This is a genomic window from Roseateles sp. GW835-FHT13E02 (assembly GCF_058794035.1).
On record NZ_JBXAGJ010000003.1, the window covers coordinates 321,130 to 342,905 of the forward strand.

The window sequence follows — 21,776 nt, forward strand, 5'->3', positions numbered from 1 at the left end:
TTCAGCGCCCGCGGCGGAACAGCGAGGCCCAGCCGGCGCGCGGGCTCATGTCCTCCAGATTCCAGGCCTCGGGCTGAAACGCCTGCTGGCTGGGCGCGTAGCGCGGGTAGCCGCTGGCGTTCTGCAGCTCGCTGTCGATGATCTGGCCACGGCCCTCGGCCACATCAGACAGCAGCTTGAAATCAATCGGGTCGCGGTCCCAGGGCCGGGCGCCCACGGCCAGGGGCAGTTCCGCCTCCAGGCGCCGTGCCGGCAAGATGCGGCTCAGCGGCAGGTCGGCGGGCAGCTCGGGCGCCGGCAGTTGCAGGATGCGCGCCTGGCCAGCACTGTAGACGCCGGTCTGGGCCACGGCGGCGCCGTACTCGTCCACCGCCAGGTTGTCGTGCAGGAACAGCGCCACATCGCCGTGGCCGCCGAGTGCGAACAAGGGCGTGTTGGGCCGGGTGTCCGGCCCCTGGCGGTAGGCATTGCCGATCAGGCTGATGCGGCCGGTCAGCCAGGGGTGGGGCGCCCACTCGTGCGCGACCAGGTTGTAGTGCACCGCCTTGTTGCCGGGGTTGTAGATCAGGTTGTTGACCATGGCCGCCTGCACGCCACCTTTGAACAAGGCATTGCGCTCGCGGTTGGATGCATAGAGATTGGCGTAGAGGAGGATGCCGCTGGCGTTGTCGTGCACCAGGGTGCCCTTGGAGTGCTCGCCCTTCTCGTGCACCGAAGTGCCCAGGCCTTCGTAGATCAGGTTGTGGCTGTAGGTGATGGCGTGGGAGGTGTTGCGGCGCCAATCCTCGGGCGTGGCGCCCTCGAAACGCGGGCCGCCGACCGACAGGTTTTCGTCCGTGGCCCAGGACAGGCTGCAGTGGTCGACGATGACGTGGTGGGCCGCGCCCTGCGTGGAGATGCCGTCCTGGTCGGCGCCGCTTTTCTTGGCGCGGCCGAACTCACCAGGCCGGAACATCAGGTGCTGGATGATCACCTGGTGGGTGGCGATATTGGTCTCGCCTTTGATCACGGTGATGCCGGGCTTGGGGGCGGTTTGGCCGGCGATGGTCAGGTAAGGGTGGCGGATGTTGATCGTCTGGCCGGCCAGGTCGATGACGCCGCCGACCTCGAAGACCACGATGCGCGGCCCCTCGGCCTCCAGCGCTTCGCGCAGCGAGCCGGGCCCGGATTCGTTCAAATTGCTGACCCGCAGGATGCGCCCGCCGCGGCCGCCCACGGTGCCGGCGGCCCAGCCTTGCACGCTGATGCCGGCAGGGTCCAGCTGGGGCATTGCTGGGCTCTCAGCGCTGGCAGGGAAAGGCAACAGGGACAGCAGGCAGGCGCTGGCGAGCAGGTGGCGACGACGCATGGCGGTGCTCATGACTGGGGCTGCAGCAGATCGGCCATCAGGGCCGGCTCGATCAAGGCGCCGCGGTGCTGGATCACGCGCGCGGCCAGGCGGTTGCCGAAGCGTGCCGATTCCAGCGCCGGGCGCCCGCGCAGGCGCTGGCTCAGGTAGCCGCCGGCAAAGGAGTCGCCGGCCGCGGTGGTGTCGACTACGCGCTCGACGCGCTCGGTGGCGGCTTCCCGCCAATCCGGGGCGCCGGCTGCGGGCGCGCGCACCAGGGTGGATTCGGCGCCGCGCTTGATCAGCAGCTCGCGCGGGGCCAGGTCTTGCGCGGCGGCCACCGCCTCGGCCAGGCTGGGCAGTTCGAACAAGGCCTGGTGGTCGTCGGCCGTGATCAGGCCGACGCTGGCCAGGTCCAGGGCGCGGCGGAAGACCGCCTGCGCCTCGGCGCGGCTGGCCCAGAGCCGCGGCCGGTAGTTGTTGTCGAACACCACCATGGCGCCCCGTGCGCGCAGCGCCTCCATCAAGGCGAACACGCGCTCGCGCCCGGCCGCCGGCAGGATGGCCAGGCTGATGCCGCTCAGGTAGAACAGGTCCCAGTCGGCGGCCTGGTCCTCCAAAGGTGTGCGCTCGCTCTCAAAGTAGGCCTTGGCGGCGCTTGTATCGCGCCAGTAGTTGAAGCTGCGTTCGCCGCGCACATCGACCTCGATCATGTAGAGCCCGGGCATGCGGCCGGGGATCTGGCGCACCAAATCCAGGGCCAGGCCTTCGGCCGCCCAGCGCTCCATCAGGCCCCAGCTGAGGCGGTCATCGCCCAGGCCGGTGGCGTAGTGAACGGTGTAGGGCGCGGCGGTCTTGGCCTCGTTCTGGCCCGGGTCCGCAGCACAGCGCGCCAGATAGACGGCGGTGTTCAGGGTGTCGCCGCCAAAGCCTTGTTGCAGCGCGCCAAAGGCTGGGCCGACCAGTTCCAGCATGCATTCGCCGAGCACCGCCACCTGCTTTGTTGAAGCTACCCTCATGGAATCCCTTAGTGATTTGGAACGCTGTTTCGTTATTCTATTTGCGAGCGAACGAATTTCGAAACAAGGGCTGACCCTGATGCGCCAAGGCTGAGGCCGCGCGCGGGCCGGGGCAGACCCTCACTCACTCGCCAGGAGACGCCCCCCATGTTTTGCCCCCGCTTCAAGATCCTGCCCGCCGCCGCCTTGCTGGCCTTGGCGCTGAGCCAGTCGGCCGCCCAGGCCCTGACCCTGCGCGCCGCCGATGTGCACAACAGCAATGAGTACCCGACCGTGCTGGCGCTCAAGCGCATGGGCGAGCTGCTGGAGCAGCGCAGCGCCGGGCGCATCAAGCTCAAGGTTTTCAACAAGGGCGCACTGGGCACCGAGAAGGAAACCATCGACCAGCTCAAGATCGGCGCGCTCGAGCTCACCCGCGTGCACATCAGCCCCATGAACGCCATCTGCCCGCAGACCCAGGTGCCGACCATGCCTTTTCTCTTCCGCTCGGTCTCGCAGATGCGCCGCGCGCTGGACGGCCCGGCCGGCGAGGAGATCCTGCGCGCCTGCGAGCCCCAGGGTTTCATCGGCCTGGCTTTCTACGACAGCGGCGCCCGCTCCATCTATGCCCGCAAGCCGATCAAGATCCCGGCCGATGCCAAGGGCTTGAAGATCCGCGTGCCGCAGTCGGACCTCTGGGTGGCGGTGGCCGCGGCCCTGGGCGCCAATGCCACGCCCATGCCGGTGGGCGAGGTCTACACCGGGCTCAAGACCGGCCTGGTCGATGCGGCCGAAAACAATCTGCCCTCGTTCGAAGGCTTCAAGCATTTCGAGGCGGTCAAGTTCTATTCCCGCACCGAGCATTCCATGGCGCCCGAGCTGCTGCTGATGAGCAAAAAGGTCTACGGCGGCCTGCCGCCCGCCGATCAGCAGCTGATCCGCGCCGCGGCCAAGGAATCGGTCGCCTTCCAGCGCCTGCGCTGGGATGAGCAGGAGGCCAAATCCCTGGCCCTGGTGAAAGCCGGCGGCGCGCAGATCGTCGAGGTGGACAAGAGCGCCTTCCAGGCCTTGATGCCGCCGGTCTACGCCCGCTTCATGAACACGCCCGAGCTGCAGCGCCTGGTCAAGACCCTGCAGGAGACACCGTGAACGTCCCCGCATTCACGCGCTTGTGCGCCGCCCTGTCCAAGCTGGCGCTGGTGGCCGCGGTGGTCTGCCTGATCGCGGTGCTGCTCTGCGTGCAGTTGCAGGTGCTGGGCCGTTATGTCTTCAACGACACGCCCACCTGGACCGAGGGCCTGGCCATGCTGCTGGTGCTCTATGTCACGGCCTTCGGCGTGGCCGTGGGCGTGCGTGATGCCGGCCACATCGGCCTGGAGTCCATTCTGGTGCTGCTGCCCGAACGCTGGCGCCTGCGCCTGGAGTTGCTGGTCCATGCCTTGGTGGCGGGCTTTGGCGCGCTGATGGCGCAGTCGGGCTGGGTCTGGACGCAGCTGAAGTGGAGCGAGCCCAAGCCCATGTTGGGCGTGCCCGAGGGGCTGGACTACCTGCCGTTGCTGATCGCCGGCGTGCTGATCGTGCTGTTCTCGCTGGAGCACATGCGTGCGCTCTGGCGCGGTGAGGCGGTACGCCCGTCCTGGTACTGAACCCAGCGCAGCGCGCCGCCTGGCGAAGCCTGCCCCCCCTTTTGATTCACAAGGATTTGATGCGATGGAACTCTGGGTTCTGGGCCTGAGCTTTGCCCTCTTGCTGCTGCTGGGCGTGCCGGTGGCCTTTGCCATCGGCCTGTCCTCGGTGGCCACCATGCTGGCGGCCGATCTGCCACTGGCCCTGGTCTTTCAGAAGATGGTCGGCGGCATGCAGGTCTTCTCCTTCCTGGCCATCCCCTTCTTCGTGTTCGCCGGCGAGCTGATGCTCTACGGCGGCATTGCTGATCGCATCGTGCGCTTCGCCAACAGCCTGATCGGCCATGTGCGCGGCGGCCTGGGCATGAGCAATGTGCTGGGCTGCACCTTGTTCGGCGGGGTGGCGGGTTCGCCGCTGGCCGATGTCTCAGCCATGGGCTCGGTGATGATTCCGCTGATGAAGAAGGAGGGCTACCACGCCGACTACGCGGTCAATGTGACCACGCATGCGGCCCTGGTCGGCGCCCTGATGCCGACCTCGCACAACCTCATCATCTTCGTGCTGGCCGCCTCCGGCATCGCCTCGGTCAGTGTCTTCGGCCTGATCCTGGCGGCGCTGATCCCGGCCCTGCTGCTGACCCTGGCCAATCTGGCCGCGGCCTACGGTGTGGCCGTGCGGCGCGGCTATCCCACGCATGGCGCCTTCCCCGGCTGGGCGGCGGTAGGCCGCGCTTTTGTCGGCGCCCTGCCGGGCCTGCTGGTGGTGGTGATCATCCTGGCCGGCATCCTCAGCGGGGTCTTCACCGCCACCGAGTCGGCCGCCACGGCGGTGTTCTGGGCCCTGGGGGTGACGGTCTTCGTCTACCGCTCGCTGAGCTGGCAGAACTTCCTCAAGGCCTGCGCCAAGGCCTGCAAGACCACGGGCGTGGTGCTGCTGCTGATCGGCATCTCCTCGGCCTTCGGCTACTTCATGGCCTTGTACGAGGTGCCGCAGCGCACCGGGGAGCTGATGCAAAGCGTCAGCCAGAGCCCCTGGGTGATCTTTCTGATGGTCAACCTGCTGCTCTTCGTGCTCGGCACCTTCCTGGACATGGCAGCCACCATCCTGATCTGCACGCCGATCTTTCTGCCCATCTGCCAGCAGTACGGCATGGACCCGCTGCAGTTCGGCATCCTGATGCTGATCAACTGCGCCCTGGGCCTCAACACCCCCCCGGTCGGCAGCACCCAGTTTGTCGGCTGCGCCATTGGTGGCATCTCGGTCGGTCAGGTCATGCGCTCGATCTGGCCCTTCTACGGCGCCTTGCTGGCCACGCTGGCGCTGGTGACTTTTGTGCCGGCGATCTCGCTCTGGCTGCCGGCGCTCATGAAGTGAGCGGGCCCCTCACTTGCCAATACAAAACTTGCTGAAGATTTCTCCCAGCAAGTCGTCGGCCGAGAAGGCCCCGGTGATCTCGCCCAGCGCATCGTGGGCCAGGCGAAGTTCTTCGGCCAGCAGGTCCAGTGCCGGCGGCTGCTGGTGGGCCACGGCCTGGGCCATGTCCAGGTGTTCGCGGGTGCGGCGCAGGGCCTGCACATGGCGCTCGCGGGCGATGTAGAGGCCTTCGGGCGTGGCTTGCCAGCCCACTTGCTGCAGCAGGCGCTGGCGCAGGGCCTGCAGGCCGGCGCCGGACTTGGCGGACAGGCTCAACGCGCCCTCGGGCACCGGCGCGGCATTCTGCGCATCGCTCTTGTTGAACACTTGCAGGATGCGCTCGGATGACACGTTATCCAGTCGGGCCGAAATCAAACGGTCTTCAGCCTCGTAGTCGGCCTGGCCAACACGGGTCAGGTCGTGCAGGAAGAGGATCACATCGGCATCGGCAATCGCCTCCCAGCTGCGCGCCACGCCGATGCGTTCGACCTCGTCCTCGGTGTCGCGCAGGCCGGCCGTGTCGCTGATGTGCAGGGGCACGCCTTCGATCTGTATGGTCTGGCTGACCTTGTCGCGCGTGGTGCCCGGGATGGGCGTGACGATGGCCAGCTCGGCGCCGGCCAGGGCGTTCAGCAGCGAGCTCTTGCCCACATTGGGCTGGCCCGCCAGCACCACCTTGATGCCCTCGCGCAGCAGGGCGCCTTGGCGGGTGCGGTCCAGCACGGCGTCCAGGCGCTGCTGCAGGCGGATCAGGCGGCCGAGTGCATCGGCCTGCTGCAGGAAATCGATCTCTTCCTCGGGGAAGTCCAGGGTCGCCTCGACCAGCATGCGCAGCTTGATCAGCGCGTCGCGCAGCTCGCCCACCTCGCCCGAGAGCGCGCCGCCCAGGGCCCGGCTGGCGCTGCGGGCCGCGGCCTCGGTGCTGGCGTCGATCAGGTCGCTGACGGCCTCGGCCTGGGCCAGATCCAGCTTGCCGTTGAGAAAGGCGCGCTGGGTGAACTCACCCGGCTCGGCCAGGCGCAGGGCCAGGCCCTGCTCGCGCCCCGCTTCCAGGCAGCGCGCCAGCAAGAGCTGCAGCACCACCGGGCCGCCGTGGGCCTGCAGCTCCAGCACATGCTCGCCGGTGTAGGAATGCGGCGCCGGAAACAGCAGGGCCAGGCCCTGATCGATGGCCGCGCCGGCCGCGTCGCGAAACGGCAGATACGTCGCCTCGCGCGCCTTCAGGGCCTTGCCGCAGACGGCGGCCACCAAGGGGGTCAGGTCTTGCGGAGAGGACACCCGGACAATGCCGACGGCGCCTCGACCCGGTGCGGTGGCAATGGCGGCGATGGGGTCGTGGTGGCGAGACAGCATGGCGGAATTATCGGGCTGCCGCAGCGGGCAAAAAAATGCCGGCGCTGAACGGCAGATCAGCGCCGGCTCGGGGCCTGGCGGCTTGCGCCGCGACGGCGCGGCGCGCTGGGCCCAAGATATGGCGCGGGGGAGGCCGGGTTCCAGCGCTCGCGTGAGGCTGGATCTCGGGCCTGGGTTCACCGACCGGTGTGGCGATGAAGCACTCTGCCCCGCATGACTCGATTGAAGGCTTGTTTCGCCCAAGAAAAAAGCCCTCAGTTACGGGGTAACTGGGGGCTTCGTGAACTATTGCAAGTGCCGGGCACTTGCGAAAGGCGGGGGCAGCTCTAGTTCTGCACGCCCAGTTTCTTGTTGATGTACCACTGCTGGGCGATCGACAGGATGTTGTTCACCAGCCAGTACAGCACCAGGCCCGAGGGGAAGATGAAGAACATGAAGCTGAAGGCCAGCGGCATGATCCACATCATCTTGGCCTGCATCGGGTCCGGCGGGGTCGGGTTCAGCCAGACCTGGAACAGGCTGGAGGCCGTCATCAGCAGAGGCAGGATGAAGTAGGGGTCCTTGACCGAGAGGTCGGTGATCCAGCCCAGCCAGGGCGCGCCACGCATTTCCACGGTGGACAGCAGCACCCAGTACAGGCCCATGAAGAAAGGCATCTGCAAGAAGATGGGCAGGCAACCACCGATGGGGTTGACCTTCTCCTCGCGGTAGATCTTCATCATCTCCTGCTGCATCTGCTGCGGCTTGTCCTTCAGGCGCTCACGCATTTCCTGAATCTTGGGGCCGACGGCCTTCATCTTCGCCATGCTCTTGTAGGCGCTGGCGTTCAGCCAGTAGAAGGCGATCTTCAGCAGCACGACCAGGGCGATGATGGCCCAGCCCCAGTTGCCCAGGATGGAGTGCAGCTTCTCCAGCAGCCAGAACAGCGGCTTGGCCAGGATGGCGAAGATGCCGTAGTCCTTCACCAGCTCCAGGCCCGGGGCCAGAGCGGCGAGCTTGTTTTCTTCCTGCGGGCCGACGAAGAGTTGGTCCAGCTTGGTGGCGGTGGCGCCCGGAGCCAGCTGGGGCAGGGTGAAGACCATGCCGACGGCGAACTGCTCGGGCACGGCGCCCTTGAGCTTGTTGACGAAGAACTCGCGCGGTGCGGCATCGTTGTGCAGCCAGGCGCTGGCGAAGTAATGCTGCACCATGGCCACCCAACCGTCATTGGCGGTCTTCTCGTGCTCGGCCTTGCCCTTGGCCAGGTCGCTGAACTCGAACTTTTGGAACTTGTTCTTGTCGGTGTAGATGGCCGGGCCGGTGAAGGTGCCGGTGAAGGCCGTGCCGCCAGGGCCGGCCACGCCGTCGCGCACCAGCTGCACATAGACCTGCGGGGTCAGTGCGGCCGCGCCCTTGTTGATGACCTCGTGCTTGACGCCGATGACATAGTCGCCGCGCTTGAAGCTGTAGGTCTTCACATAGGTCACACCGCCGACTTCGGCCGATTCCAGGCGCACCAGCAGCTCGTTGGCGCCGTCGGCCAGCTTGCGCTCGGGCGTGGTCACCGTCATCAGCGTGTTGTGCGTGGGCAGCTGCTCTCCGCGCGTGCCCACCAGGCCGGTCTGGGCCTTGTAGCTTTGCGAAGCAGCATCCAGCAGCACGATGGGCGTGGGCTCCACCTTGGGCTTGTCCTTCAGGCCCACGGCTTGCAGCAGCGGGTCGAACAGGCCCGGTTCGGGCGAGTGCAGGTACTTGGGCAGCTCGACGCGGGTGACATCACCGCCCTGGGTGTCCAGGGTGACGGTCAGCACATCGGTGGTGATGGTCAGCTTCTCGCTCTTGGCGGCGAGCGGCGCACCCGGCACGGCCGTGGCACCCGCGGCCTGGCCGGCGGCGGCTGGCACGCCCGCTTGCGCGGCCGACCCGGCGGCCGCCACAGGCTTGGCAGCCGGCGGGCTGAACATCGACGGGTGTCCGTTGTGCTTTTGCCAACCGTCCCAGAGCAGGACGAGAGACATGGTGAACACCACCCACAGGACGGTGCGGCGAATATCAGTCATGAGGAGGCTTCTGATTGGGTGGAATTGCGGGGGGAAGGGGAAGGCGAATTCGGCGCGCACAGCCCGAGTCGGCTGAACAGCGCAGGCGGATTGTCAGGCACAGCGTCATGGCCACCGGCGCAAAAGGGGTGGCAGCGCAACAGACGGTGCACGGTGAGATAGCTGCCGGCCGCGGCGCCGTGGCGCTGCAAGGCTTCGATCGAGTAGGCCGAACAGGTCGGCTCGAAACGGCAGGCGCTGCCCAGCCAGGGGCTCAGCAGCAGGCGATAGCCACGCACCAATCCGACCAAGGCGCGCTGGGCGATCGAGGGAGCGGTGGGGTCGTGGGCCATGGCGGGTGGAGTGGCAAGGCAGACCGGGTGGAAGGCGAAGCGCTTCAGGGCTGGGCCGCAGCAGGCGCCGCTGCGCTGGCCGCGGGCGGCGTCGGCGTGGTTCTGGGCAGCAGCCGACCCACCAGCTGGCTCAGTTCGGCGCGCGCAGCAGCGCGCAGCGCATCAGAGGCAGCGCTGGGGAACAGCTTGCGATCGAAAGGCGTGCGCAAACGCACCACCCACAGACCGGGCGGCAACTGCGGCTGGTCGGCAAAGGCGGCGCGAATCTGGCGCTTCAGCAGGGAGCGCGTCACGGAGCGGCGGGCGTGGCGCTTGGGCACGATGACCCCCAGCCACTGGCCGTCCGGCCGTGCTTCATCCACAGGGCTGTGGGCTTCTTGTGCATCGCCTGTTGATAACTTGGCTGCGTCGGTGGATAAGACCTTGGCAGGCAGGCTCGGCGAGGCCGACAGATGGTGCACGGCGAAGTGGGGGCTGCGCACGCGGCTGGGGCGACCCAGCACGCGTTCAAAGTCGGCCGATCGCACGATGCGGCCGATCATGATTCAGGAAGAAAGAACCTGAATTAGACAGCCAGACGCTTGCGGCCCTTGGCGCGGCGCGCAGCGATGACGGCACGGCCACCGCGGGTCTTCATGCGGACCAGGAAGCCATGGGTGCGGGCGCGACGGGTCTTGGATGCTTGGTAAGTACGTTTCATGATGGAGGCCTCTTGAGAAGGTCTAAGGACGTCGGATGACGCTTTAGCTGTGGTTGGCGATCAATCGCCGGGTGCAAAACGAGTTGCGGATTGCACCTCAAGCGTCGGCTGGATCGGGGGCTGGTGCTCTGCGGGGCGGATCGCCCGGCGGTTTACAGCTCTTTCACCAACAGCCACTGATGTGTGCCGCGCCGGGGCGCCGCTCATGCGTTTGCAACAACAAACCCTGAGCCAGTCGCTGACCTGTGAACAAGTCGGCGGCCCCGCCTGGGGTTTGATGCTGCGACGATCGCCAAGTTCGGCCCAAGCCAAAGTCAGCCAAAGCCAGCCTGGTCACGAGGATGATTGCCTGGCGCCGGCTCTGGGCTTGAGCCCACCGGGGCAGCGTGCTGCGCCCGAGAGTTGGCACCAAACACCCGACCCAAGGTCCGCAGCGTCCGGAAAACCCGCGATTACACCAAAGAATGCCCCTTCGGTCAATGCCCGGGGATTTGCCAGCCGGGTTTGCCGGGGATTGACCGCGCCGAAAAATCTGTGGATAACCTCTAAATTTGCGGCCCCGAACCCGTACAATCCGGCCGCTCAAGAACAAGTTTTCCACAATGAGCGCAGACATGTTTGGGGCAGATGGCCTGAGCCCGCAACCGATGCAGCAAGACCCGGGTTTCGACCTGTGGCAGCGCGGTTGCGAGAGGTTGGCCGCCGAGTTGCCCGAGCAACAATTCAACACCTGGATCCGCCCCTTGCCGCCCGCCGTGGTGGCCGATGGCGCGGGTGCCGAGGGCCTGGTCGTGTCCCTGCGGGTGCCCAACCGCTTCAAGCTGGACTGGATCCGCAACCAGTACGCCGGCCGCATCGAATCCATCCTCAGCGAACTCGCTGGCAAGCCCGCCCGCCTGGAGCTGGCCCTGGCCGCGCGTGAGCCGCTGGCACCGATGAGCCGCTCGGCCGCGGTGAGCTCGCCGTCCAGCCAGCCCATCACCGTGGGCCAGGTGCTGCACAACGGCCTGCGCCCGGTCAGCCACCCTTCTGCCTCCCCCGCCGCGCCGGCTGCGGGCCCCGTGGTGGCCGGCCAGCCGCTTGCGGCCGCGCCGCAGCAGGCGCCTTCCGCCGCTGCCAACCTGCCGCCGAGCGCCAGCCGCCACCGCATCAACAGCGCGCTGACCTTTGACAACCTCGTGCCCGGCCGCGCCAACCAGATGGCACGCACCGCCGCCCTGCATGTGGCTGGCGCCCCGGGCCAGATGTACAACCCGCTGTTCATCTACGGCGGTGTCGGCCTGGGCAAGACCCATTTGATCCACGCCGTGGGCAACGCCCTGCTCAAGGACAAGCCCGATGCGCGCGTGCTCTACCTGCACGCCGAGCAGTTCATCTCCGACGTGGTGAAGAATTACCAGCGCAAGACCTTTGACGAGCTCAAGGCCAAGTACCACTCGCTCGACCTGCTGCTGATCGACGATGTGCAGTTCTTCGCCGGCAAGGAACGCACGCAGGAGGAGTTCTTCAACGCCTTCGAAGCCCTGCTGGCCAAGCGCGCCCACATCATCATGACCAGCGACACCTACCCCAAGGGCCTGGCCGACATCGATGAGCGCCTGACCAGCCGTTTCGACGCCGGCCTGACGGTGGCCATCGAGCCGCCCGAGCTGGAAATGCGCGTCGCCATCTTGATCAAGAAGGCCGAGGCCGAACAAACGCCCATGCCCGAGGACGTGGCCTTCTTCATCGCCAAGAACGTGCGCGCCAATGTGCGCGAGCTGGAAGGCGCCCTGCGCAAGGTGCTGGCCTACAGCCGCTTCAGCCACAAGGAAATCAACATCCAGCTGGCGCGCGAGGCGCTGAAAGACCTGCTCTCGATCCAGAACCGCCAGATCTCGGTCGAGAACATCCAGAAGACGGTGGCCGATTTTTACAAGATCAAGATCGCCGACATGTACAGCAAGAAGCGCCCGGCCAGCATTGCCCGGCCGCGCCAGATCGCCATGTACCTGGCCAAGGAGCTGACGCAGAAGAGCCTGCCCGAGATCGGCGAGCTCTTCGGCGGCCGCGACCACACCACCGTGCTGCACGCCGTGCGCAAGATCGGTGGCGAGCGCCAGAAGAATACCGAGCTGAACCAGCAGCTCCACGTGCTCGAGCAGACCCTGAAGGGTTGAAAAACCGCCGGGAGCGGCCCGCGCTTCGGGCCTCAACCCCTCCCGGCGCCCCCACTGTGCAAAGACAGGGTTCCCACCCCCGGGAAAGACCCCAATCCTGGGTCAAAATGCGAGGTGTTTCCGCGCGCGCGACTGACTGGTGAAGGATGGAGCCCATCGCGCCGCCTGAGCCCGTTCAGAGCTCTTGGCCCGGAAACGCCGTAACGACGAACAGACAGACTGACAAGCAAACAAGCGACAGAGCGAGGTTGACATGATTGTGTTGAAAGCCACCCAGGACAAGGTGCTGAGCGCCCTGCAGGCGGTCGCCGGCATTGTGGAGCGGCGCCACACCCTGCCCATCCTCGCCAATGTGCTGATCCGCAAGACCGGCGGCCAGCTGGAGCTGACCACCTCCGACCTGGAAATCCAGGTCCGCACCTCGGCCGAACTCGGCGGCGATGCCGGCGACTTCAGCACCACCGTCGGTGCCCGCAAGCTGATCGACATCCTGCGCTCCATGCCCGCGGACCAGACCGTCTCGCTGACGGCCAATGGCTCCAAGCTGACTCTGCAAGGCGGCAAGAGCCGCTTCACCCTGCAGACCCTGCCCTCGGATGACTTCCCCCTGGTGCAAGAAGCCGCCGATTTCGGCCCCGCCTTTGCCGTGCCGCAGAAGACGCTCAAGCACCTGATCAACCAGGTGCACTTCGCCATGGCGGTGCACGACATCCGCTACTACCTGAACGGCATCCTGTTCGTGGCCGAAAGCAAGAGCCTGACCCTGGTCGCCACCGACGGCCACCGCCTCGCCCTGGCCCAGGCCGAGCTGGAAACCGAAATCCCCAAGCAGGAAGTCATCCTGCCGCGCAAGACCGTGCTCGAGCTGATGCGCTTGCTGAAAGACGGCGCCAAGGCCGACAAGAGTGGCGACAGCGAAGAAGCCCCGATCGAGATGCGCTTCGCCGGCAACCAGGCCAAGTTCAGCTTCTCGGGCATGGAGTTTGTGACCAAGCTGGTCGAGGGCAAGTTCCCTGACTACAACCGCGTCATCCCCAAGAACCACAAGTTCAACGTCACCCTGGGCCGGGTGCAGCTGCTGTCCAGCCTGCAGCGTGCCGCCATCCTGACCAGCGAGAAGTTCAAGGCCGTGCGCCTGTCCTTCGAGCCGGGCCTGCTGAGCATCGCCTCCAGCAACGCCGAGCAAGAGGAAGCCAAGGAAGAAATCGAAATCGACTACGGCGGCGACCTGATCGAAACCGGCTTCAACGTGACCTACCTGATGGACGCGCTGCAGAACATGAGCCAGGACATGGTCAGCATCGATCTGAACGACAGCTCCGCCAGCGCCCTGATCACCATCCCCGAGCAAAGCGGCTTCAAGTACGTCGTGATGCCGATGCGGATCTAGGCCACAGCGAGAAATTAAACAGCGGGCGTGGGCTTTGAAAGCCCAGCCCGCTTCAGTGCTTTTAAGGGGCGGAAATTTTGGCCCCGTGAGTGAGAGAGAGAGTCCCCGATGAGTGATGTGCCGAACAACGAGATGAATCCCGACGGTCTGACCGACAAGCAGCAGGCCGCCGCCGATGCGGACGTGACGGCGGGCGCGGTTTACGGCGCCGATTCCATCCAGATCCTCGAAGGCCTGGAAGCCGTGCGCAAGCGCCCCGGCATGTACATCGGCGACACCTCGGACGGCACCGGCCTGCACCACCTGGTTTTCGAAGTGGTGGACAACTCCATCGACGAATCCCTGGCCGGCCATTGCGACGACATCGTCGTCACCATCCACACCGACAACTCCATCAGCGTCAGCGACAACGGCCGGGGCATCCCCACCGATGTGAAGATGGACGACAAGCACGAGCCCAAGCGCAGTGCCGCCGAAATTGCACTGACCGAGCTGCACGCCGGCGGCAAGTTCAACCAGAACAGCTACAAGGTCTCGGGCGGCCTGCACGGCGTGGGCGTGAGCTGCGTGAACGCGCTGTCCAAGCACCTGCGCCTGACCGTGCGCCGCGAAGGCAAGATCCACCAGGTCGAGTTCAAGAAGGGCGTGCCGCAAGACCGCCTGCTCGAGATGCGCGACGGTTTTGAAGTCAGCCCGATGAAGATCGTTGGCGACACCGACAAGCGCGGCACCGAGGTGCACTTCCTGCCCGACGACGAGATCTTCACCAACGTCGATTTCCACTACGAAATCTTGGCCAAGCGCCTGCGCGAGCTGAGCTTCCTGAACAACGGCGTGAAGATCCGTCTGGTCGATGAGCGCAACAACAAGGAAGACAACTTCGCCTACGCGGGCGGCGTGAAGGGCTTCGTTGAGTTCATCAACAAGGGCAAGAACACCCTGCACCCGACCATCTTCCACGCCCAGGGCGACAAGATCAGCGAGCAAGGCACCAACGTCGGCGTCGAAGTCTCCATGCAGTGGAACGAGAGCTACAACGAAAACGTGCTCTGCTTCACCAACAACATCCCGCAACGCGACGGCGGCACCCACCTGACCGGCCTGCGCGCCGCCATGACCCGCGTGCTGAACAAGTACATCGCCGACAACGACCTGGCCAAGAAAGCCAAGGTCGAAGTGGCCGGCGACGACATGCGCGAAGGCCTGGCCTGCGTGGTCTCCGTCAAAGTGCCCGAGCCCAAGTTCAGCTCGCAGACCAAGGACAAGCTGGTCTCCAGCGAAGTGCGCGCCCCGGTGGAAGACATCGTCGGCCGCCTGCTGACCGACTTCCTGCTCGAGAACCCCATCGACGCCAAGATGATCTGCGGCAAGATCCTCGACGCCGCCCGCGCCCGCGAAGCCGCCCGCAAGGCCCGCGAAATGACCCGCCGCAAGGGCGTGCTCGACGGCCTGGGCCTGCCCGGCAAGCTGGCCGACTGCCAGGAAAAAGACCCCGCCCTGTGCGAGATCTACATCGTGGAGGGTGACTCCGCCGGTGGCTCCGCCAAGCAAGGGCGCGATCGCAAGTTCCAGGCCATCCTGCCGCTGCGCGGCAAGATCCTGAACGTCGAGAAAGCACGTTATGAAAAGCTGCTCACCAGTAACGAAATCCTGACGCTGATCACCGCCCTGGGCACCGGCATCGGCCGCGGCGCCGGCAGCGACGACTTCAACCCCGACAAGCTCCGCTACCACCGCATCATCATCATGACCGACGCGGACGTCGACGGCGCCCACATCCGCACCCTGCTGCTGACCTTCTTCTACCGCCAGATGCCCGAGCTGGTCGAGCGCGGCCACATCTACATCGCCCAGCCGCCGCTCTACAAGGTCAAGGTCGGCAAGCACGAGCAGTACCTGAAAGACGGCCACGAGCTCGACGGCTTCCTGCTCAAGATCGCCATGCAAGACGCCTACCTCCACACCGGTGTGGGCGACAACGTGCTCAGCGGCGACGCGCTCGAAACCTTGGCCCGCCGCTACGTGGCGGCCGAAAGCGTGATCACCCGCCTGTCCAACTGGATGGACTTTGAAGCCCTGCGCGTGCTCTCCGGCGGCCTGGCCATCAACCTCGACAGCAAAGACGCCGCCGAAGCCGCCGCCGCCGCCATGCAAGGCGCGCTGCACCAGGCCGAGGTGTCCAGCGAGTACGACGAGCGCAGCGACAAATACCTGCTGCGCATCAGCCGCAAGCAGCACGGCAACACCCGCTCCAGCGTCATCAACGCCGACTTCTGCCACAGCGCCGATTACGAAGTGCTCAGCGCCGCCGGCGCCTCCTTCAAGGACCTGCTGACCGAAGGCGCCACCGTGCGCAAGGGCGAGGGCGAGAAAGCCAAGGAAAGCAAGGTCAGCGACTTCCGCGCCGCCATGGCCTGGCTGATGCAGCAAGCCGAGAACTCCGTCGGCCGTCAGCGCTACAAAGGCCTGGGCGAAATGAACCCCGAGCAGCTCTGGGAAACGACGATGGACCCCAACGTCCGCCGCCTGCTGCGCGTGCAGATCGACGACGCCATCGAAGCCGACCGCGTGTTCACCATGCTGATGGGCGACGAGGTGGAACCGCGCCGCGACTTCATTGAGACGAATGCGTTGAGGGCGGGGAATATCGACGTTTGAGTTCCTTGAACTCTTGAGTAATGGCGGATCTCGCAAGGCTGAATGATCGAGGCGCCGTGCAAGCGGCGTTGGACGAGTTCGATCGCCTTGGGCGAGATGCTTTCTTGGCGAAGTATGGATTCGGTAAAGCTCGAACCTACTTTGTCGAGAACCCGAAAACTGGAACTTTGTGCGATTCAAAGGCCATTGTCGGAGCCGCGTTTGGGTTTCTCAGTTCCGCTGGCATACCTCTCGAAAATGCCGACTTCTCAGGCGGAGACGCTACCGTTGCTGAACGCTTGAGAGGTTTGGGCTTTCATGTCCATTCAGGTAGCGATCGGCCCGGATCGAATGTGCAGCCATGGTCGCCGCATGAGCTGGCTGTGATCGTTGCAGACTATCTCTCGATGCTAACGCTCGAGTTAAACGGTCAAACCTACACCAAGGCAGAACGGCGCCGACGACTGAAGTCACAACTAGATGACCGTTCCGAGGCCTCTATCGAGTTCAAGCACTGCAATATCAGTGCGGTGATGATTGAGCTGGGATACCCCTACGTCACAGGGTATCAGCCCAGGAGCAATGTTCAGGGGGCGTTGTACGAAGCCGTTGAACGCCAGTTGCATCGGTTCTCAGCTTTGGATGAAGCTGCGATTGCTGCTGTGCAGCGTCCCGTGCTGCCAAACGACACGATTGAAATTGACTTCGAAGGCGTGCTGAAGCAGCCCCCACAGAAGAGGAACATCAATCAGGTTCGAGAGCCTGCTCCAAGCTATCACCGGCGAGCGACCAGGCGAGACTATCTGGAGCGCGAAACCATGAATCGCTCACTCGGCAGCGCCGGTGAGTTGTTCGCGCTGAAGTTTGAAAAGTGGCGTCTGCTGAGCTTGGGGTTGAAGAGCTTGTCCGAGAAGGTCGAGCATGTTTCTTCAACTCAGGGCGATGGGCTGGGGTTCGATATCTTGTCCTTTGAGCCAGACGGAAAAGAGCGTTTTGTTGAAGTCAAGACAACCTCATTTGGCCAGACAACCCCGTTCTTCGTTTCTTCAAATGAAGCGGCTTTTGCTCGAGAGAAGGGAGAGCAGTTCAGGCTCTATCGGCTCTATGACTTTCGCAAAGCCCCAAGCCTGTTCGAACTTCCTGGTGCCATTGAGAACCACTGCTTGCTGGATCCCTGTACGTACAAAGCGCAGTTCTTGTAGCGTCTCGTGACAGTGTGTGTTTAGAACGGGCGAGCGGGTCCCTTGAAGACGTTTCTCAAGTTCCAGCTCAGGTGTTCAGGTGCTGGCCGTTGATGAATCGCCTGGGGACTTTTCAGTGGCACGCCATGGTGGCGCAATTCGCTGTCAGGGGTTTGCTGATCTTGCTGTCGTGACGCGATGGCATGCTGGCTGTAGATCACCCGCAATTCAGTTGGTTCGATGGTGAACGCACCCAGGTCAAAGAGTTTGTGATGCAAAGCGCAGAGCGCGAGACCGTTCGTTTCGACGTCAGGACCGCCATTCGTATGCCAGTGGATGTGCGCGGCTTCTAACCCTGCCGGGAGATGGCAGACCTTCAGGTCGAAACCGCAAACGCAGCAACGGTACTCATACGCTAGCAACACACGCTCTCGAAATGCCGGGTTTCTCCGCCGACGAACAGCAAGATCGTAGATGGCTGGCCCTTCTTTTGAGTACAGGCTCTGGCTCAGATCCAGTCCCACGCTGGCGATGATGTCTTCGTGAAGGGTCTCAGGAAAGGCGCTGGCCAGGACACTTCGCACTACCGTTTGAATCAAGCCCGGTGTCTGCCGCAATGCTGTGTCCACTTTGGCCGAGAACCCACCCTGAACCTGCTTGTCTCTCAACTCACCGAGATTGGGCGTTGCGGCAGGAGGACGTTCGAGCAGGCCCGCATCCGCCTGCAGATCCCACAAACTGCCATCGGCATCGGTACGCAAATGCCAGAAGGGATAGTGCCTTGAACTCGGTGCACTGCTGGGGCCGAAGCTGCGCAGCAACTCCTTGAGCTGTAGGTCAATGTCTCGATACAGCACCAGCCTGGGTTCGCCACGCTGCAGTCGAGCAAGTGCAAGCAGAAGCAGCAAAGGCTTGTGAGGTGCATATTGCCCTTGGCGTTGCGCGCGGCGGACCTTTTCAAAGAGGCTCAAGATGTCTTGCTTGCTGGTCATGTCGCGGACACGGAATGACGTTTCACTTGCGCGGCATTCTGCCTGGGTTCCCCTGTAGTGCCTTGCTAGCTCATCTGGTGAGCTACATTCTGACTACGATCTCCCTCGCATCGAACTTCGGTGCAAGAAACAGGGAAATCAAGATGAGCGACAACAACAAGCACGCAAGCATTGCCATGCAAGGCAAGTACGACCCCCTCGCCACAGAGCTAGCTGAGCGCCTGGAGGCTGAATTCAGCCTGCTGGTCGTGTTGGGTGGCAAGCAGGGCAACGGCATGAGCGTGCAGCACAGCTACGCCGACGCGGACAAGCCCGAGAAGATGCGGCGTGTGGCCAAGATGTTTGACTTCTTGGCGGATTGGGCGCGGCGGGAGGCGGGCGATGTGGCCGCGCATTGAGCCCACTTCCGCGACGAGCCAGCAGCGTGACTGCTGCGCTGAATGGATGGGTGAATGAATTACTGAATGAGTTCGGGAGGACTTATGGAAACAACAAGCTCCACTGAAAAACAGCGCTGCCCGGACTGCGGCGAGCGTGCGGGCGTCAGACCCATGTATGGCATGCCCACCCCTGAGGCCATGGAGGCAGCGGCACGCGGCGAGATTGCCCTGGGGGGGCTGCATCATTCCTTGGGGGAACCCGCATTTCCGTTGCCTCGCTTGCAACTGGGAATGGGCGATGCCGGTGGAGCCAGGTGACTCGGAGGAGCCGGGCGAAGGCGGGCCCAGATGAGGCCCGCGAGGGGCGCCCCAGCGGACGTCCCCAGAGGCATGCCGGGATAATCAGGCCATCCCGCATCCCACCCACCCGGCCCAGCCGCACCCAGCCCCCATGACCTCCTCCCCCCTCCCCGATCGCCTGCAAGCCCTGATCGACGAGCGCGTGTTCAACTTTGCGCAGGCGGCGCAGCGGCACTTCAAGACCAATGACTTGGTGGTGCTGCTGGATTTCCGCGCCGAGACGCCGGAGCTGGAGGCGCTGCCGCGGCAGGCGCTGGCCGAGGCGGAGGAGCTGTCGCTGGAGGTGAAACTGAAGCTGGCGCGGTCGGCCTCGGCCTTGAGCCCGGTGTTCGGTGCGCCCGAGCAGGTGTTCTGGTTTGTGGTGATCCACGAGGATGAAGACGCCGACTGCGGCGCCATCAGCGCGGCGGTTCAGGGCGCGCCGTTTGCGGACAAACTCTCGGCCCAGGGCTGACGGACTGGCGCTGGCGCCCTTTTGCAATCTGGCACTCTGGCACGTTTGCTCGCTGGTCTGCTTCCCGTACCGCATCGATGAACAAACCCTCCCCCCTGCGCCGCCTGCTCTCCCTGCGCGCCCGATCCCCAGCGCCCGCGTCGGCCGGGCCGCTGGACGAGCTGGCGCAGGCGCGCGCCCTGATCGCGGCCATCGATGCCGGCGGCATTCCGCTCTACCCGGGCAAGGTGAACCAGATCGCGCGGGCGCTGGGGCTGGAGGTGTCGCGCGAGGCGCCGGTGGAGGCGACCGTGGCGCGCATCCGCGCCTGGCTGGATGCCGCGCGGGCGGGCTAGTGGGTGTGGCTCCCCCCCCCGCCTCGTCCCCGATGATTCATCGCGCCCCGGATCGGTCTGAGCGACTGCGCGGCGCCTGCCTGCGCAGATCGCCCTGCGCGAAGGAGAGGGTCCGCTGAGCGGTGCAGCGCTGGACATGCGAACCGAGTGCTCGCCCCAGCGCGATCGCCTTGGGGCGGCGGTCTGGCTCTGCACTGGACTGCCGTTGCCGTCGGCCTTGACCGCTTGTGTCGCCGCCCTGGCGTTGCCCAGGTCTTGGTGCAGCCCCGGCAGTTAGGGCGCGGAGCTGGTGACCGGCACGCTGGTGCGCGCAATCACCTGCTGCAGCACAAAGCTGGAGTGCACGCCGGTGACGCCCTGGATGCGGGTCAGCTTGCCCAGCAGCAGGCTTTGGAAATGGTCCATATCGCGGACGATGATCTTGAGCTGGTAGTCGGCCGCCTGGCCAGTGATGAGCAGGCATTCCAGCACCTCGGGCAGCACCCGCACCGAGGCCTCGAAATTGGCAAAGCGCTCGGGTGTGTGCTGGTCCATGGAGATGTGCACCAGGGCCATCAGCGACAGGCCCAGTTTTTTTGCGTCCAGCAGGGCGCGGTAGCCGGTGATCAGGCCGCTCTCTTCCAGCGCCCGCACCCGGCGCAGGCAGGGCGAGGGCGAGAGGCCCACCCGGTCGGCCAGGTCCTGGTTGGCGATGCGGCCGTCTTCCTGCAGCACATCGAGAATCTGGCGGTCAATGCGGTCCAAATCCATGGTGATGCCTTTGAATTTTAGATTTGAGCAATTTTCTGCCAAACAAAGACCGAAGTCTGCCATCTTCGCAATTTTCTGCCCGAGCCCGCGGCCTACACTGAAATCACTGCGAGAGATCGCAAAACACCACCGCCGAGCCGGACCCCGGCCCGGCGGACATGCAGCCCCGCGGCACCCCCGTGCGGCGCAGGGCCGGCGCCAAGAGCGCCGCAACTTCAGCCCCTGCAGCCCCGAGAACCCCGAGCACCACAAGCGCTTGGGGTTTTTTCTTTGTGGCTGGCGCTTTCATTCACTGGCCATTCGGCCAGGGCGTGCGCTTTGCGCAGAAGCCCAGCCCTGCCGCGCCCGGGCCGGCACCGAAGCTGGGCACAATGGCGAGAGCGCAACCGTTTGCGCGCGGATGGCGAGCCGCTTCGGGCCGTGCATCCCGGCCCTCCGTTTTTCTCCGCTTCTCTTCGTTTCTTTGAGCTGGATTCCTCTTGCAGATCGCTTTCCGCCCCCACGCCTCCCCCGCTTCTTCAGCTCCCTTCGCCTTCTCCCTCTCGCGCTTTCGCCCGCTGGCGCTGCTGGCCGGCCTGGCCTTGGCCGCACCGCTGCTGCTGAGCAGCGCGCCGGCCCAGGCCTGGGGCGCCGAGGGCCACCGCCTAGTGGCCAGCGTGGCCGAGCAGGGCCTGAGCCCCGCCGCTCGCGCCGAGGTGCAGCGCCTGCTGGCGCTGGAGCCCGGCAGCACCCTGGCCTCCATCTCCACCTGGGCCGATGAGCACCGCTCGCCGCAGACCGGGCCCTGGCACTACGTGAACTTCCCGCGCGACGGCGGCTGCAACTACGAGCCTGCGCGCGACTGCGAGGACGGTGCCTGCGTGGTGAGCGCCATCGAGCGCCAGGTCGAGGTGCTCAAGAACGACAAGGCCTCGGACGAAGCGCGCTTGAAGGCGCTCAAGTACGTGGTGCATCTGGTGGCCGATGTGCACCAGCCCCTGCACGCCGGCTTTGCCGACGATCGCGGCGGCAACAGCTACCAGGTGCAGGGCTTCGGCCGCGGCTCCAATCTGCATTCGCTGTGGGATTCGGGTCTGATGCGCAACCGCGCCGGCGGCGCCGAGGGCTTGATGCAGGATTTGATGCTCAAGGCCGGCTCGGGCAGCCAGCGTGTGCCCGCCACCGACAGCCGGGCTGCGGCCCAGTGGGCGGTGGAGTCCTGCCGTCTGGTGTCGGCCCCGGGCTTCTACCCCGATGGCCACAAGGTCGACCAGAGCTATGCCGATGCCCACGACCCGGCGCTGCGTCAACGGCTGGCCGAGGCGGCCCGCCGCCTGGCCGGGGTCTTGAACAGCAGCCTGCAATAAGCGA

General features: G+C 65.2%; 20 protein-coding genes. 11 read left to right on the top strand and 9 right to left on the bottom strand.

Features of this window, described 5'->3' with window-relative positions; all coding sequences use genetic code 11:
* Nucleotide 1: 1 nt before the first annotated feature.
* Both AC1Q6P_RS04885 and AC1Q6P_RS04890 read right to left on the bottom strand, forming a co-directional pair.
* Nucleotides 2-1,360, bottom strand: coding sequence for a pectate lyase family protein (locus AC1Q6P_RS04885; protein ID WP_492703066.1), 1,359 nt, complete (start codon nt 1,358-1,360; stop codon nt 2-4).
* A complete protein-coding gene (locus AC1Q6P_RS04890; RefSeq protein WP_492663473.1) occupies nt 1,357-2,346 on the bottom strand; it encodes a sugar kinase in 990 nt (329 codons plus the stop codon). The genes AC1Q6P_RS04885 and AC1Q6P_RS04890 overlap by 4 nt, the downstream gene beginning before the upstream one ends.
* Before the next feature lie 147 nt (nt 2,347-2,493).
* Between AC1Q6P_RS04890 and AC1Q6P_RS04895 the strand changes: the two genes are divergently transcribed.
* The 3 genes from AC1Q6P_RS04895 (at nt 2,494) to AC1Q6P_RS04905 (ending at nt 5,325) form a co-directional block, all read left to right on the top strand.
* Nucleotides 2,494-3,474, top strand: a complete 981-nt coding sequence (locus AC1Q6P_RS04895; RefSeq protein ID WP_492663474.1) for a TRAP transporter substrate-binding protein — start codon at nt 2,494-2,496, stop codon at nt 3,472-3,474.
* Nucleotides 3,471-3,971, top strand: a complete 501-nt coding sequence (locus tag AC1Q6P_RS04900) for a TRAP transporter small permease (protein ID WP_492663475.1) — start codon at nt 3,471-3,473, stop codon at nt 3,969-3,971. The genes AC1Q6P_RS04895 and AC1Q6P_RS04900 overlap by 4 nt, the downstream gene beginning before the upstream one ends.
* A gap of 64 nt (nt 3,972-4,035) precedes the next feature.
* Nucleotides 4,036-5,325 (top strand): TRAP transporter large permease, encoded by a 1,290-nt coding sequence (locus tag AC1Q6P_RS04905; protein ID WP_171828563.1) that lies wholly within the window; start codon nt 4,036-4,038, stop codon nt 5,323-5,325.
* 9 nt (nt 5,326-5,334) lie between these two features.
* On the opposite strand, the gene mnmE is transcribed toward AC1Q6P_RS04905, so the two are convergent.
* The 5 genes from mnmE to rpmH form a co-directional block, all read right to left on the bottom strand.
* Nucleotides 5,335-6,717 (bottom strand): tRNA uridine-5-carboxymethylaminomethyl(34) synthesis GTPase MnmE, encoded by a 1,383-nt coding sequence (mnmE, locus tag AC1Q6P_RS04910; RefSeq protein WP_492663476.1) that lies wholly within the window; start codon nt 6,715-6,717, stop codon nt 5,335-5,337.
* Nucleotides 6,718-7,043: 326 nt separating this feature from the next.
* Nucleotides 7,044-8,756 carry a membrane protein insertase YidC gene (gene yidC / locus AC1Q6P_RS04915; protein ID WP_171828565.1) on the bottom strand — a complete coding sequence of 571 codons (1,713 nt, stop codon included), beginning with the start codon at nt 8,754-8,756 and terminating at the stop codon, nt 7,044-7,046.
* Nucleotides 8,753-9,061, bottom strand: a complete 309-nt coding sequence (gene yidD / locus AC1Q6P_RS04920) for a membrane protein insertion efficiency factor YidD (RefSeq protein WP_492663495.1) — start codon at nt 9,059-9,061, stop codon at nt 8,753-8,755. The genes yidC and yidD overlap by 4 nt, the downstream gene beginning before the upstream one ends.
* Before the next feature lie 71 nt (nt 9,062-9,132).
* Complete coding sequence (locus tag AC1Q6P_RS04925; RefSeq protein ID WP_492663477.1) at nt 9,133-9,630, bottom strand: ribonuclease P protein component; 498 nt, start codon at nt 9,628-9,630, stop codon at nt 9,133-9,135.
* Nucleotides 9,631-9,653: 23 nt separating this feature from the next.
* A complete protein-coding gene (rpmH, locus tag AC1Q6P_RS04930) occupies nt 9,654-9,788 on the bottom strand; it encodes a 50S ribosomal protein L34 (protein WP_054021782.1) in 135 nt (44 codons plus the stop codon).
* Nucleotides 9,789-10,435: 647 nt separating this feature from the next.
* Here rpmH and dnaA point away from each other — a divergent pair.
* From dnaA to AC1Q6P_RS04950, 4 genes are all read left to right on the top strand, one after another.
* Nucleotides 10,436-11,947 (top strand): chromosomal replication initiator protein DnaA, encoded by a 1,512-nt coding sequence (gene dnaA / locus AC1Q6P_RS04935; protein WP_102769684.1) that lies wholly within the window; start codon nt 10,436-10,438, stop codon nt 11,945-11,947.
* Nucleotides 11,948-12,200: 253 nt separating this feature from the next.
* Nucleotides 12,201-13,337, top strand: coding sequence for a DNA polymerase III subunit beta (gene dnaN / locus AC1Q6P_RS04940; RefSeq protein ID WP_492663478.1), 1,137 nt, complete (start codon nt 12,201-12,203; stop codon nt 13,335-13,337).
* A gap of 108 nt (nt 13,338-13,445) precedes the next feature.
* Complete coding sequence (gyrB, locus tag AC1Q6P_RS04945; protein WP_102768728.1) at nt 13,446-15,995, top strand: DNA topoisomerase (ATP-hydrolyzing) subunit B; 2,550 nt, start codon at nt 13,446-13,448, stop codon at nt 15,993-15,995.
* A 20-nt stretch (nt 15,996-16,015) separates the two neighbouring features.
* Entirely contained in the window at nt 16,016-17,176 is a 1,161-nt protein-coding gene (locus AC1Q6P_RS04950; RefSeq protein WP_492663479.1) for a protein NO VEIN domain-containing protein, read from the top strand.
* 20 nt (nt 17,177-17,196) lie between these two features.
* Here the strand turns inward: AC1Q6P_RS04950 and AC1Q6P_RS04955 are convergent, their stop codons facing one another.
* The gene (locus tag AC1Q6P_RS04955; RefSeq protein WP_492663480.1) at nt 17,197-18,147 is read right to left on the bottom strand and encodes a phosphorothioated DNA-binding restriction endonuclease; all 951 of its coding nucleotides are present in this window, start codon (nt 18,145-18,147) and stop codon (nt 17,197-17,199) included.
* 77 nt (nt 18,148-18,224) lie between these two features.
* Here AC1Q6P_RS04955 and AC1Q6P_RS04960 point away from each other — a divergent pair, with 77 nt between their 5' ends.
* The 3 genes from AC1Q6P_RS04960 to AC1Q6P_RS04970 all read left to right on the top strand — a co-directional run bounded on the left by AC1Q6P_RS04960 (nt 18,225) and on the right by AC1Q6P_RS04970 (nt 19,676).
* Nucleotides 18,225-18,545, top strand: coding sequence for a hypothetical protein (locus AC1Q6P_RS04960; protein ID WP_492703068.1), 321 nt, complete (start codon nt 18,225-18,227; stop codon nt 18,543-18,545).
* A gap of 433 nt (nt 18,546-18,978) precedes the next feature.
* Complete coding sequence (locus AC1Q6P_RS04965; protein ID WP_492663482.1) at nt 18,979-19,341, top strand: hypothetical protein; 363 nt, start codon at nt 18,979-18,981, stop codon at nt 19,339-19,341.
* Between the two features lie 77 nt (nt 19,342-19,418).
* Nucleotides 19,419-19,676 carry a hypothetical protein gene (locus AC1Q6P_RS04970; protein WP_492663483.1) on the top strand — a complete coding sequence of 86 codons (258 nt, stop codon included), beginning with the start codon at nt 19,419-19,421 and terminating at the stop codon, nt 19,674-19,676.
* 273 nt (nt 19,677-19,949) lie between these two features.
* On the opposite strand, the gene AC1Q6P_RS04975 is transcribed toward AC1Q6P_RS04970, so the two are convergent.
* On the bottom strand, nt 19,950-20,426 hold the full coding sequence (locus tag AC1Q6P_RS04975; protein ID WP_492663484.1) for an Lrp/AsnC family transcriptional regulator: 477 nt from the start codon (nt 20,424-20,426) through the stop codon (nt 19,950-19,952).
* Between the two features lie 479 nt (nt 20,427-20,905).
* Between AC1Q6P_RS04975 and AC1Q6P_RS04980 the strand changes: the two genes are divergently transcribed.
* The gene (locus tag AC1Q6P_RS04980) at nt 20,906-21,772 is read left to right on the top strand and encodes a S1/P1 nuclease (RefSeq protein ID WP_492663485.1); all 867 of its coding nucleotides are present in this window, start codon (nt 20,906-20,908) and stop codon (nt 21,770-21,772) included.
* Nucleotides 21,773-21,776: the final 4 nt, after the last annotated feature.